11 protein-coding genes are annotated in these 12965 nt (G+C 47.9%); 5 read left to right on the top strand and 6 right to left on the bottom strand.

What is annotated here, in order from left to right; translation table 11 throughout:
* Positions 1 to 71 precede the first annotated feature (71 nt).
* Positions 72 to 1001 carry a thioredoxin-disulfide reductase gene (trxB, locus tag TPRIMZ1_RS0105465; protein ID WP_010256091.1) on the top strand — a complete coding sequence of 310 codons (930 nt, stop codon included), beginning with the start codon at positions 72 to 74 and terminating at the stop codon, positions 999 to 1001.
* Here trxB and TPRIMZ1_RS0105460 read toward each other — a convergent pair.
* Positions 996 to 1295 carry a hypothetical protein gene (locus tag TPRIMZ1_RS0105460; RefSeq protein WP_010256087.1) on the bottom strand — a complete coding sequence of 100 codons (300 nt, stop codon included), beginning with the start codon at positions 1293 to 1295 and terminating at the stop codon, positions 996 to 998. The two genes, trxB and TPRIMZ1_RS0105460, sit on opposite strands and share 6 nt — an antisense overlap.
* Before the next feature lie 199 nt (positions 1296 to 1494).
* On the opposite strand from TPRIMZ1_RS0105460, the gene TPRIMZ1_RS0105455 reads away from it, so the two are divergent.
* Complete coding sequence (locus TPRIMZ1_RS0105455; RefSeq protein ID WP_100217008.1) at positions 1495 to 2925, top strand: GGDEF domain-containing protein; 1431 nt, start codon at positions 1495 to 1497, stop codon at positions 2923 to 2925.
* A gap of 9 nt (positions 2926 to 2934) precedes the next feature.
* On the opposite strand, the gene TPRIMZ1_RS0105450 is transcribed toward TPRIMZ1_RS0105455, so the two are convergent.
* The 4 genes from TPRIMZ1_RS0105450 to TPRIMZ1_RS0105435 form a co-directional block, all read right to left on the bottom strand.
* Positions 2935 to 5646 (bottom strand): response regulator, encoded by a 2712-nt coding sequence (locus TPRIMZ1_RS0105450; protein WP_010256082.1) that lies wholly within the window; start codon positions 5644 to 5646, stop codon positions 2935 to 2937.
* A 79-nt stretch (positions 5647 to 5725) separates the two neighbouring features.
* The gene (locus TPRIMZ1_RS18520) at positions 5726 to 6160 is read right to left on the bottom strand and encodes a HEPN domain-containing protein (RefSeq protein ID WP_010256079.1); all 435 of its coding nucleotides are present in this window, start codon (positions 6158 to 6160) and stop codon (positions 5726 to 5728) included.
* A complete protein-coding gene (locus TPRIMZ1_RS18515; RefSeq protein ID WP_038077915.1) occupies positions 6147 to 6557 on the bottom strand; it encodes a nucleotidyltransferase domain-containing protein in 411 nt (136 codons plus the stop codon). Before TPRIMZ1_RS18515 ends, TPRIMZ1_RS18520 begins: the two co-directional genes overlap by 14 nt.
* A 245-nt stretch (positions 6558 to 6802) precedes the next feature.
* Positions 6803 to 8194 (bottom strand): zinc finger SWIM domain-containing protein, encoded by a 1392-nt coding sequence (locus tag TPRIMZ1_RS0105435; protein WP_010256076.1) that lies wholly within the window; start codon positions 8192 to 8194, stop codon positions 6803 to 6805.
* Positions 8195 to 8387: 193 nt separating this feature from the next.
* On the opposite strand from TPRIMZ1_RS0105435, the gene TPRIMZ1_RS0105430 reads away from it, so the two are divergent.
* From TPRIMZ1_RS0105430 to cls, 3 genes are all read left to right on the top strand, one after another.
* A complete protein-coding gene (locus TPRIMZ1_RS0105430; protein ID WP_081503624.1) occupies positions 8388 to 10052 on the top strand; it encodes a glycoside hydrolase family 3 protein in 1665 nt (554 codons plus the stop codon).
* Positions 10049 to 10888, top strand: coding sequence for a GNAT family N-acetyltransferase (locus TPRIMZ1_RS0105425; RefSeq protein WP_010256071.1), 840 nt, complete (start codon positions 10049 to 10051; stop codon positions 10886 to 10888). The genes TPRIMZ1_RS0105430 and TPRIMZ1_RS0105425 overlap by 4 nt, the downstream gene beginning before the upstream one ends.
* Before the next feature lie 134 nt (positions 10889 to 11022).
* Positions 11023 to 12510, top strand: a complete 1488-nt coding sequence (gene cls / locus TPRIMZ1_RS0105420) for a cardiolipin synthase (protein WP_051004284.1) — start codon at positions 11023 to 11025, stop codon at positions 12508 to 12510.
* A 29-nt stretch (positions 12511 to 12539) separates the two neighbouring features.
* On the opposite strand, the gene TPRIMZ1_RS0105415 is transcribed toward cls, so the two are convergent.
* Positions 12540 to 12926 carry a VOC family protein gene (locus TPRIMZ1_RS0105415; RefSeq protein ID WP_010256065.1) on the bottom strand — a complete coding sequence of 129 codons (387 nt, stop codon included), beginning with the start codon at positions 12924 to 12926 and terminating at the stop codon, positions 12540 to 12542.
* Positions 12927 to 12965 lie beyond the last annotated feature (39 nt).

Raw genomic sequence — 12965 nt, 5'->3', positions numbered from 1 at the left:
CAATGTGAATTGTACCATATTCCTATTGACGGTACTATGGGGCATTACTTATTATAGTGTTAGGAGCATTCATGGCACAGGCAGACGCTGATTTATTAATTTTAGGAGCCGGTCCCGCGGGCCTGAGCGCCGCCCAATACGGCAGCCGGGCCAACCTTAAGGTCCTGGCCATAGAGCAGATGTCTCCGGGCGGTCAGACCCTGGTGATCGACAAGCTGGAAAACTACCCCGGCGATGCCACCCCCCGGTCGGGTTTCGATTTTGCCCAGGACATGCGCCGCCAGGCTGAAAACTTCGGCGCCAAAATCATCGGCGATGCGGTCCTTTCACTCAAGAAGGAAGGCGGCCTTTTCACCGCAAGCCTGGGCAGCGGCAAGGAACTCCGCGCCTACGCGGTAATCCTCGCCACCGGCGCTACCCACCGGAGTTTGGGCATAAGCGGCGAGGCGGAGTACGCAGGCCGGGGCGTCTCCTACTGTGCCACCTGTGACGGCCCTTTCTTTAAGGGCAAGAAGGTCCTGGTGGTTGGCGGCGGTGACGCAGCCTGTGATGAAGCCCAATACCTTTCGCTCTTGACCGATCAGGTCATCCTGGTCCACCGCCGTGATACCTTCCGCGCCCAACAAGGCCTGGCCCAGCGGGTCCTCCGGAACCCCCGCATTGATGTACGCCTCAATACCCGCCCCCTGGAAATCCGGGGTGAAAAACAGGTCACATCAATACTGCTGGAAAACACCGCCGACAAAACCCAGTACGAAGAGTCGGTCAGCGCAGTATTCATCTTCGCCGGAACCACCCCCCAGACCGCCCTCGTCCCGGATGCAAAAACCAACGAAACAGGCTATATCATCACGGATCAGCGCATGGCCAGTTCTATCCCGGGCCTCTTCGCCGCCGGGGACGTCCGCTGCAGCCCTTTCCGCCAGGTGGTAGTCGCCGCTGCCGAAGGAGCCATCGCCGCCCATTGCGCCGCGGAATATATCGATACGCTAAAGTCATGAGCCATACCCTTGCAGGATTAAAACCGGATTCGGCAAATTTTCATAAGGATTGTTCTTTTTGTAGTATTTTTTTGCAAAATAATATCTGGCCAAGTTAATTAACTGTTCAGGAATACCCTCCAGATCACATTCAATTTTGGCGATATACTGATGCAAGCCCATGTCCGTTCTGGTGATATTACCAAAGAGCTTGTTTTCGTTTGTAATAATAAACGAAACTTCGATTCCAATTACATCATTCCGGCAGATTTTCTTTTTCAGGTCAATTTTCCAGTTTTTTTTAGAGGATATCATGATCTGAGTATTAAGGATCGCCCGTATTCCAGGCAAATTCAATGTACCGGTATTTTTAGCGGGTATTAATTTTTTTTGTGGGTTTTTTGAAAATTATTCGCTGTTTCATGATTTATAGACATATAACTATACATATGTGTGGTATATTCCCATACATTGAATGTTTTTGCTAAATGAGGTTAAACTAGCAGGCATACAAATGAAAAACCAAACAATGCAGGGACGAAAAACCAGTCGCTCGGTAGGCAGATGGCTAACAGCCTTAATTGTCCTTATGATTGTGGTGCTAAGCGGCGCTATGATGATAATTGGGTATTTACGCTTCAAAAAATCAACGGAAGAATATTATTTTAGAATGGGAGAAACCACCGCAGGCATTGTGGCAGCAATTATTGATCCCGATTCCCTGGATACATATCTCGATACCCTTACCACCGATAAAAAGTACGATGACACCATGGAATTACTTACGAAAGCTCATCTTGAATGTGAGGCTCAGGCATTGTATGTGTTTCGGGCGGCAGAGGATGGAATTACGTATATATATGATACCGACCCATCGGATATGTGGTGTGAATTGGGGCATTATGATCCCTATACATATATTGACGATGACGAAACGGTTGGACGTCTTTACCCTGACGCCACAGCACAGCAGCTGCGAAAGGGTGGAAAAGTTGACACCGTCATGGGAATGACCCAATACGGCTGGATAATAACCGTGAGCGAGCCGCTCTTTGGCAGCGACGGAACGTGTAAAGGATATGTGGGAATTGATTTTGATGTGAACCAGGTGGTAGCCATGCAATCTGCATATCTCTGGCAGCTTGCAATTATCATACTTATAATTACTGCGTTGTTTGCGGTAATATATCTATATATTATTCAGAAAGCCATCATCCGCCCGATCAATATTATGGCAAAGGCGGCGGATAGCTTTCTTGTCAACAGCCTGGAACCCTCCGGAAAACCCGACGAGCAGGGTTCTCCTCCGAAGGGCGGGAAATCAATCGGTGCATCCGATATTCTATCTATGGATATCAACACCGGGGATGAGATGCAAAGCCTTGCCGAATCCTTGAAATCCATGGTGCGGAAGATTGACGAGTACATCACCAGCTTGAACATTGTTACCATCAAATCAGAAACGGATGTGCTGACTTCGCTTTGCAACAGAGGCGCTTTCGAGCAGCAGGTAGGCGCCGTCCTGCGCCTCCGGCAGGATACAGGTCAGATTAATGCCTTTTTGATGATTGATGTAGATTATTTTAAAGCGGTCAATGATAATTACGGCCATGCCGCAGGAGACATGGTTCTGTCGGAATGCGCACACGCTCTGCAGAGAGTGGTTCGTGAGTCGGATATTGTCGGCAGATTGGGGGGCGATGAATTTGCGGTCTTCTGCAAAAGTATCGGTTCTGTCGCTATGGCGGAACAAAAGGCCCGGCAGATTCGCGATGAATGGCTGAAAATTATTCCGCCGGGCGGCGAGAAGGGTATCACCGCAAGTATCGGAATATCCTTTACTCCGCAGGATGGACAGGTATACCAGGAATTATTCAGCAAATCCGATGAGGCTCTCTACCGGGCAAAAGAAGCCGGGCGGGATGGCTTTGCTCTAGCAATTTGAGTTAATTTTTCAACCCGCAGTATTATTGCGCAAAAAGGTACGGAGTTTTGTCAACACCTCGTCCATGGCCAGAGGCTTGCCGACGTGGCCGTTCATCCCTGCTTCAAGGCATCTTTCGACATCCTCCCGGAACACGTTGGCAGTCATGGCAATGATGGGAATTTCCTTCGCCCGCTTATTATCCAGGGCACGGATACGCCGAGTCGCCTCATAGCCGTCCATTTCGGGCATTTGGATATCCATAAAAATCATATCGTACTTGTCCGGGTTCCCGCTGAACATTTCCACCGCTTCCCTTCCGTTTTCCGCAGTATCAATCTCAATAGCCGTCGGTTCCAGCAGGGCAAGTACGATCTCCCGGTTAATGTCGATGTCCTCCGCCAGCAGGAGATGAGACCCTTCAAAACGATCAATATGCCCCGGCTGCTGATTCTCCGCAAGTACATTTTCGGCGCCCAGACATTCGTTGATACAGTCGGCGATGGCGGAAGGGAAGAGGGGCTTAGAGAGGAATTTGTCCACACCGGCTTGCCGTGCCTCGTCCATAACGGTACTCCATTCCACCGCGGATATCATGATCACAACCGACTCTGGTTGTGAAACCGCGGAGGTCCCCGAACTCCGCTCCTTAACGCGGCGGGAAAATTCCACACCATCCATGCCGGGCATTTTCCAATCAACAAAATAAATATCGTAGGGCCCCTTTTGTTCAATCATGGCGAGGGCCTCGGTTCCACCGGCGGCAGTATCGCAGTGGAGATCGAGCTGCTGGGCTAGATCCAGAAAATAGGCGCATATATCCGGATCATCGTCCACCGCAAGAAGCCGGATATTTTTCCAATTTATCCCAGGCCGGAGGAGACCGTTCTTTTCCGATCCCCGTTTTGCCTGAATGGTAAAAGCAAAGGTTGAACCCTTGTCAAGTTCCGACACTATCCATATATGCCCATCCATCATTTCGACGATACGCTTGGAAATCGCAAGCCCAAGGCCGGTACCGCCAAAACGCCGGGAAGTATTACTATCCGCCTGCTCGAAGGACGTAAAGAGTTTGCGCTGCTGATCTTCGCTGATCCCGATCCCCGAATCGCTTACCTCAATCCGGATAGTACAGACGCCGTTTTCTTCTTTTTCAAAAAAGGTACTCAGTTGGATGGAACCATGCTGGGGCGTAAATTTGATGGCGTTGGAAAGAAGGTTGGTAATAACCTGGGCCAACCTTTGATCATCCCCAATAAGAGTACGGGGAATATTTTTATCCAGCTTTACAGTAAAATTCTGTTCCTTTTCCTCAACCCGAAAATTATTTACATTCACCACCCGCTGAAGGATTTTTTCAAAATTGAATTCCGTAAAGGAAAGTTCAAATTTGTTCGCTTCGATTTTTGACATATCCAACACGTCGTTGATGACCCCCAAAAGATGATTGGAAGCATCCTCTATTTTAGAAAGACAATAATCCTTCTTTTCCGGGTCCGCAGAGGATTTGGCGATATTGGTCATGCCGATGATTGCGTTCATGGGGGTACGCATTTCGTGGCTCATGTTCGCCAAAAAATCTCCCTTAGCCTTGGTACTGGAAAGGGCTTCTTCCCGGGCTTGGATAAGGTTTTCGGTCATTTCAAAACGCAGTATGGCGTTGGCGATGAGCATTCCCCCGGAACGCAGAATCCCGACCTCAGCATCGGGAAAATCCCGGTCATTCCGGCAGTCATCAAAACTAACAAAGCCCCAAAAGGAATCCTGTAAAAACAGGGGAACCACCAGAATAGACCGTACGCCATAAGGCCCAAGCCGTTCCTGCTCAGTTTTGGAAAGGCTGGTAAGGGGACCCCCTATACATTGACCGGCAAAAAGCTTTGCCGCCCAGTCCGGAAAGCTTTGATTGTACAGAAAGGACATTTTTTCCTGTTTCAATTCAGGGGAAGCAGCCCATCCATACACGATCGAGTAGGACATCTGATCACCCTCAATCTGATTTCTCCAGACATGGATACGATCCACGTCCACGCAGCGGGCCATCATCTCCATACTGGTATCCAGGGCCGCCTTGAAGGTATTTGCATCGGGAGCAAGCAGAAGCGTTGCAGCTTCGTTTATGACATGGAGGAGCTGATCCTGCCGGGCAAGTTCTCTTCCCGTAATTTCGACCTTGTGCTTTTCGTCATTGTAAATCCGGCTCTGGAATTTAATAACAAAGCCGATAAAAAAACCCGAAACCAGCAGGGACTGGATAGTATCCACATATAGTTGAAAACTACTTACGGGACGGATCAAATCCGGATAACGATAGCCTATAAAATAACAGGCCAGAATAATAATAATATGGGGTATAAGGATAACAACGAAGCTCTTTCCCCGGGACAAGAGAAAGATGATGACCATACTCAGCACAAAATACGCCGCCATACCGCTGTTGATGCCGCCATTGGTAAAATAAATGACGGGGAATAGGATATCGCCAAGAGAAATCAAGGTAATCAAGATTCCGATCTTATACAGCTTAAAACGATTACTCATAATAAGGAGGCCGATAATGAAAACAAACATGGCAGCCATGGCAAGCATAGCGATGGGAGGAGCTTTTTCTATGATGCGGGCGGCTGTGGCGGCCACCGCCGCTGCCAAACCAAAGGCGCATACCATGTTTAAAATTCTCGCATCCAGAGAAAGTTCATCCGAAAAGATATATCGATGGATCAGCGATTTTATAGATTTCATGTTCACTCCGTTTTCGTAAGGGCTAATTCATCGGAAATTAACAATGCTTGTGAGCATTTTGAACTACCAGTCTGATTTACTAACGAATCACTTTATCATTTTGTAAACCGGATGCCGCGTCGTTTTCATTTTTCCTTTTATCCGCGATTATTATTTCTTCAACCCACTTAAGGCAATTGCCCGTTATTCTGATACATTCTTCGTACTCGTCTTTTGTTATTTCTTCATATTCACCAGGATACCTTGTTTGGACAGCAAAATTATTTAGTTTTATTGATTCTTCTATTTCCTCCGGTATTTCAGTATATTTTATTAGTGTAGCTAATAGTATTCCTAAATTATGTGTAAAATCCGGATCATCGCCAAAATAAATCAGTAAACCTTTTAGTGCTTTTTCTACGGCTTGCTGTGCTTGGAAGCAGAGATCTTCATAATAGATTAATTCATTGGTTGTTATCTTCGATAATTCAAAACTGCTTTTAGCCCTATCAAGCCATGATTCATATCGTTCCATATATCAATTGCCCTTCATTTTTTATTGTTTTATAGATTAACCCTATTTCGTTGCTTAATGCAACATACTTGTCGTTATCTATTGCCAACAAATCTACAGGCTTATGTATTTTTTTATCAAAAAATTCTTTGTATAATTTATTTGTCATCTCACGTTCGTTTTTTAATCCTCGTTTTAAGATCAACAAATCTATATCACTATTTTCTTTATTATCACCACGGGCATAGGAGCCAAAAAGAATTATCCCATCAGGAGAAACAAGGGAACAAATAATTGAAATAATGTCATTCAAATATGGGATTTCTTGGTTCATAATGTTATTATGCGGTATTACCCTCTTAAAGTCAATATCCTGCCCTTCCGCCCCACCTAATCCACTTGCCGCCGTCAGCAACACGAACGGTTTCAAAAACCAGCTTTATCTTGTGTTGCCCGGCTCTGAATTCTGATGTGTTATTTTCGACTATCATTTCTTATACAAAAACTGCAAAGGACACACATCGGAAATTTTTCTCCTATGCTCATGGTTGATACCTAACAACAAGGGGCCGCATATATCATTAATTGCATTTGCTAATTCTATATATTACATATAATTAGCAAAAAATTACGCAAATAATTGCAACTCAATGCTATAGGGTATTAAACCTTAATTTTATTCAGCTCATCAATAAAGGCCGGTCGTCTGGGATAGGCGGCAAGTAATTCCGTTATAATAAATTTCGCCTTCTCCTTTCCACAAGCCTTAACGTGATGTTTAATGATTCCGGTAACCGCTTTATATTCATGTCTGTTGGACGCCCGGATTGCTTCCTGCCTAATATAAGCCATAAAGATTTCATTCAACTCATCAGAAAATTTGGGAATTAGGTGAGGATAGAGTTCAACGGCTGAGGAATGATTCTCCCGGCAATAGGCCAAAAGCTTTTCCTGCAAATGTTCATGGATGCAAATTTGTATATAAACACCATATTTATGATTGCTCTTTTCCAATTTCTCCAAGATATTCTGTAAAACATCAGGCCATTCTTCTACGAGGTAGAGGGTCTTCAATTTTTGGTAATAGGAAAAATCACCCCCAAGGGTTAACATAAGGGCCAGTTCTTTTTGTTTAGTTACATCTTTTTGTTCTTCATAGATCATGTACTTAAGATGCTGCCATTCATCAACTTTCTCTTTATATCCGGTCTCTGCTTTTTCACCCCCAGAACATAGTTCCAACGCCCTTTCATATTTCTTTTCGGCCACAGCATGCTCAATGGCAATCTTTCTAAAATCCCGATTATCAAGATTTTCTTCAATATATTGAAAAGCAATTTCCGGATCATCAAAGGAACTCATGATTTTATAGTTTATATTTTGTACACCCCCTAATATCCACCTGCCAATATAAGAATCATTTGTCTTTTCAGGTATCATAGATTCAAGCTGGTTTTGCAATTTCTTTCGTATCGGATTTGAATAGCAGAGCGGAACGCAGGATCCCAGTATTTGAAGACGCCATTCTTCCCAACCATCGTATATTTTTTCCCTTGCATGCTTAAAAATGACATTAAAAACTTCCTCCCCTTTCAAATACCCGCTCTTTATTTTCCCCGTGATTTCGCTTAACAGCTCCAGAGAATAGCGGATGGGATCCCCTATCGTTCCGTCAGAATCATCTGCATGATTTATGAGTTTTACCATTTCGCGCAGCACTGTTATACAAAGTTGCACTGCCGTAAGGATATCTCCGGTCTCTCCCGTAGCAGCGGCTGTATTCAGAATTTGCCAAGTCCCCTCCACGGCCCTGCGGGCATTACGGTAATCCACAAAACCGCGATGCTTAGCCCTGTTTATTGATGACCTGATTATGTTTTTAGCATGTTCAACTACATCGGCCTTTTCAGAAAAACGGATTAAAAGAGTATCATGGAATTCATCATTCTGAGCCGCATATTCCAGTATGAAGGCGGCGAGATCCTCTTTATCCAGTCTGCTGAGAATAATTTCTAAATCGGTATGGGAAGATGGTTTTACTTCATTGTATCTCATAGTTTTTTCGATCCAACTGTACCTTTGGCCCCCAAATACCTTACTATAAAAATAAAGATAGTTTTAGAACAAATATTCAATTTCACCACAAATACTCCATTTTTATGAATTATAATCCACCTATGAATATAAATATATCCCCAATTTACATATAGAATTGACTATTTCTTCATAATATAATTGAATACAACATATGACACTTCGCAGCCGTACCCTATCATGGTTTTTACTTTCATTGTTTCTTTGTACTGCAAACATCTTTCCGCTTAGCTTTACCGATACCGGTGACAGGTCGGAGTTGGCGGCCGCCCTGGTGGAAGCCATGTCCGATGAAGAAGCCCTGGCTCAGACCTTCATGCTTGGCTGGGTGGGCGCGGAGCCTTCGCCGCTCATCCTGGACTGGATCCGGGATCGGCACATCGGCGGGGTGAAGATCTTCGGGTGGAATACCGGGGATACCCTCAGGCTGGCGGAAACCGTGGGGGCCCTGCAACAGGTGTCCCTGGCGGGGAAACTTAAGGTACCGCTCCTGGTGGCCACGGATCAGGAGGGGGGCTGGATACGCCATGTAAAGGGCGCCACCAGCGAGACCCCGGGTAATATGGCTATCGGCGCCTCGGGGTATCCACGGGACGCCTACCTTTCGGGCTACTACATAGGCCGGGAACTGGCGCTCCTGGGTATCAATATGAACTTCGCCCCCACGGTGGATATCTATACGAACCTGGCTTCCACCGTCATCGGTCCCCGGTCCTTCGGTAACGATCCTGTGCGGGCGGGCCTTTTGGGAACCGCCTTTATGAAGGGGCAGCAGGCGGCGGGGGTTATCGCCACGGCGAAACACTACCCCGGGCACGGCGATACGGACCTGGATTCCCACGGGGTCCTGCCCCGGATAACGGTTCCCTTCGAGGTGCTCTGGGACCGGGAGCTGATCCCATACCGTATGCTCGCCAAGGAAAAAATCCCGGCGATCATGAGCGGGCACCTGGCCTTTCCCAATACCCAGGCGGCGTCCACCCCGGCATCCCTTTCATCCTGGTTTCTCCGGGATATACTCCGGGACCGGATAGGATTTCAGGGATTGATCATCACCGATGACCTGATGATGAACGGCGCTACCACCTGGGCGGGAAGCCTTTCCCAGGCGGCGAAACAGGCCCTTCTTTCGGGTAACGATATTATCATGCTCTCCAAAACCCCCAACCTGAGCGATCCGGTCTGGACCAGCCTGCTCTCCTCCATGCGGCAGGAACCGGTCTTCCGGGACCGGGTACGGGATGCCGCCCGAAGAATTATTGAGACGAAGCTGGAACACCTGCGGGGAGAAACTGCAGTACCCTACGTGCCGGACCTCCGCAAGGCGGAAGCGGGTCTGCCCGATCCCGATGGAATCCGTTTCTTCCTGGACCTGGCAGCCCGCAGCGTTACTATTCTTAAGGGTGAAGATCAAGACCAGACCATCTTCCCCCTAAGCCGGGAAAAGGCCGGGAGGGTACTCCTGGCAGGTCAATACCTGGACTTTTTCAGCACCGGCAAATCGGCCTATCCCGGATCCACCGGCTACTGGTACACCCCATCGGAGGAGGCGATAGAAGAGCTGCAGGGTTATGCCCGCCGGTCGGACACGATCATCTTCTGCCTCTCCGATCCCGAGGGGCTGAACGTTCTTAAAAACCTTCGATGGCTGGGAAAGCGGGTTATCGTTTTTTCCGTTCTCAGTCCGGTTTACCTCGATCAGGTTCCCTGGGTTGACGGCGCCGTGGCAGTCTATAGTTATGCGCCGGAATCCTTTGTGGCAGGCTTCTCCTCCATGCTTGGCCGCATCCCCGCCCAGGGCCGGCTTCCCCTGCAATGAAAAACCGGTGGCGAAGGGCCGGCAAATCAGACGGGATCCGAACGGAGGAGTTTCTCAGATCCCATGAGTATTACTGTGTAAACGCCTGCGCACAATTTTTGCAAAAACAGTCGCCGCATGAACAGGTGTGGTATCTCACCGATCCGGACGGAACCATCTCGGCGGTACTCCTCCGCTTCGGCGGCATGCTCTTCCCCGTCTTTGGCAGTACCCGGGATCCTCCCCTGCCCTGGTTTATAAAAAGCTTCCTGGGCAGGATCAGTATCCGTGCGGTCCTGGGTATGCTTGACGAAGCGGAGCTCCTGGAAGCCGTTTTAGCAAGCCGGGGTTACCATGCTGCGGAACACCGAAATTACGATCTCATGACCCTGGATAGTCAGAGCAGGTGGGAAAACTGCCCCGGCCCCCAAGGGCTTGTTCTCCGCAAGCCGGGCCTTACCGACCTGGAACTGTTGTACCCTCTCCAGGCTGCATACGAACAGGAAGAAGTTCTTCCCAGGGACACGGCTTTCAACCCCACAGCATGCCGTTTAAACCTAAGCAAAATCCTGACCCGGGAACAATCCCTCATAGCCTGCCTGGGTAACCGCATCGTAGGGAAAATCAACACCAACGCCGCCTCCTTTTCCCGCGTCCAGATCGGCGGTGTTTACGTCCTCCCGGAATACCGCGGCCAGGGCATAGGACGCCGGATGACCGCAGCTTTTGTCGGGGAACTCATCAAAGCAGGCAGGGGGCTTACCCTCTTTGTAAAGAAAGACAACCCGGCGGCACAGAAAATCTACCGGCAGCTTGGGTTTAAGGTGATTGGGGATTACCGGATTAGTTACTACTAAACAAATATAAAGTATATTCCAACCCACCTAATCTGGTGTTGATCCCCCGCTTGGTATATACTTCATAAGGAGCGGAGTATTCGGTGAAAGAAAAAAAATGGTTTCGGGCTGTATTCAGGAGGCGGATTTTTGTTATGGCCATCCTGCTTATACAAATAGCGTTTATACTGTACCTCATCGCCAGCACAAGTATGAATTCCCTCTATGCGAGTTGGGCTCTGAATGTGGTAAGCGTGCTGGTTTGTATATATATAGTCAATAAAAAAGAAAAATCCGCCTATAAACTAACCTGGATTTTCCTTATCATGCTCTTCCCCATCTTCGGGGGGATCCTGTACATCATCTTTTATTTTCAGTCTAATCCCCGCAAGTTAAAAAGGTACTTCGCGGCAAGCGAACAGCAGTGCAGGCCTCTCTTCCTGCTTCCCGGAGACTCCCTGCCCTTCCTCATGGAAAATTACGAGGACTGCCTGCCCCAGGCCCGGTATCTTCAGGAATACGCGGGGTTTCCCATCTATGTCCATACCCAGGCCGAATACTTTCCATCGGGGGAAGATTTTTTCAAAAAGGTTCTGGTGGAACTGGAAAAGGCGGAACGATATATCTTCCTGGAATTTTTCATACTCAGCGAAGGGCAAATGCTGGACCCCATTTTGGATATCATGGAACGAAAAGCCCGGAAGGGTCTGGACGTGCGGCTCATGTACGATGACCTTGGGTGCTTCATGTCCCTGCCGCCGAACTTTAAACAGCAGCTGGAACAGCGGGGGATTCGCTGTACTATCTTCAACCTCTTTAAGCCTATCTTTTCCTCCCTGCAAAACAACCGGGATCACCGGAAGATCGTTTCCATCGACGGCAAGGTTGCCTTCACCGGGGGCATGAACCTGGCGGATGAGTATATCAATATTTTCCCAAAATACGGCCACTGGAAGGACGCAGCAATCATGATCGAAGGTGAAGCCGCCTGGAGTCTTACCCTAATCTTTTTACAAATGTGGGACTTGGGGAAAAAGGTAATGGAGAGCTATGGGGATTTTTATCCCTGGCGGGAAGCTCCCTGTCCGGTAACATCCGACGGCTATGTGCAGCCCTATGCGGACAGCCCCATTGATACAGAAAACGTAGGGGAACATGTCTACATCCAGATCATCAACAATGCTAAGGAATATGTGTACATCAACACTCCCTACCTGGTAATAGACGATAATCTCCTTTCCGCCCTGACCCTGGCGGCAAAGAGCGGTGTTGATGTGCGAATCATCACCCCCCATCGCTGGGACAAATGGTTTGTACGGACGGTATCTCGATCCTATTACCGGCAGCTGGTCATGGCTGGGGTAAAGGTCTACGAATACACCAGCGGCTTTAATCATTCAAAGACCTTTGTGTCCGACGACAAGGTTGCCACCGTGGGCACCACCAACCTGGATTACCGCAGCCTGTATCTGCACTTTGAGTGCGGGGTCTGGATCTATAAAAACAGCGCCGTCAGTAAAGTTAAAGAGGATTTTCTAAAGACGATTCCTATCTCCAAACAGATCACCTTGGAAGATTGTTCCCGCAGCGCCATACGCAATTTTGGCCGGGATGTACTGCGGATTTTCGCGCCCCTTATGTAGAGAAATGAAACACTATAATACAGATTATTCTAATTCACCTGAAAAAATTCTATCACCTCATGATCCGGCCCTAGGACAAAGGCGTTAGTTACAGCCATGGTTCCCAACAGTACATCCTGGGGAGCGGTGCTGGAAGCGGCGCCGGCCTTAATAGCCAGATCATATGCCGCCCGGGTATCATCGGTCCTCAGGGCAATGTGGGCAAAATGGGCGTTCACCTCTTCCTCACCGTTCCCCCTGGGAATTATTTCCACCACCGCATTGTTTCCCAGATCTACCAGGTAAATAAGTTTGCCGTTTTCGGCCATGGGAAAGCTGAAAGTAACCTTACCGCCCAACCCGGTGGTATAAAAATCTAGGCTTTTCTGAGCGTCCTTAACCCACACACCGATATGGTGGTATCCATCAATTTTCATAATTCCCTCCATGTTGATTGATATTACAATAGATGAATT

The sequence above is a fragment of the Treponema primitia ZAS-1 genome, from assembly GCF_000297095.1.
Lineage (GTDB): Bacteria > Spirochaetota > Spirochaetia > Treponematales > Breznakiellaceae > Termitinema > Termitinema primitia_A.
The sequence above is the reverse complement of the archived record's forward strand: the minus strand, read 5'-3'. Positions and strand labels throughout refer to the sequence as shown.

Coding starts and splice junctions, on each gene's coding strand:
- trxB (WP_010256091.1), top strand. CDS start 72: ATGGCACAGGCAGACGCTGATTTATTAATTTTAGGAGCCGGTCCCGCG.
- TPRIMZ1_RS0105460 (WP_010256087.1), bottom strand. CDS start 1,295: ATGATATCCTCTAAAAAAAACTGGAAAATTGACCTGAAAAAGAAAATC.
- TPRIMZ1_RS0105455 (WP_100217008.1), top strand. CDS start 1,495: ATGAAAAACCAAACAATGCAGGGACGAAAAACCAGTCGCTCGGTAGGC.
- TPRIMZ1_RS0105450 (WP_010256082.1), bottom strand. CDS start 5,646: ATGAAATCTATAAAATCGCTGATCCATCGATATATCTTTTCGGATGAA.
- TPRIMZ1_RS18520 (WP_010256079.1), bottom strand. CDS start 6,160: ATGGAACGATATGAATCATGGCTTGATAGGGCTAAAAGCAGTTTTGAA.
- TPRIMZ1_RS0105435 (WP_010256076.1), bottom strand. CDS start 8,194: ATGAGATACAATGAAGTAAAACCATCTTCCCATACCGATTTAGAAATT.
- TPRIMZ1_RS0105430 (WP_081503624.1), top strand. CDS start 8,388: ATGACACTTCGCAGCCGTACCCTATCATGGTTTTTACTTTCATTGTTT.
- TPRIMZ1_RS0105425 (WP_010256071.1), top strand. CDS start 10,049: ATGAAAAACCGGTGGCGAAGGGCCGGCAAATCAGACGGGATCCGAACG.
- cls (WP_051004284.1), top strand. CDS start 11,023: ATGGCCATCCTGCTTATACAAATAGCGTTTATACTGTACCTCATCGCC.
- TPRIMZ1_RS0105415 (WP_010256065.1), bottom strand. CDS start 12,926: ATGAAAATTGATGGATACCACCATATCGGTGTGTGGGTTAAGGACGCT.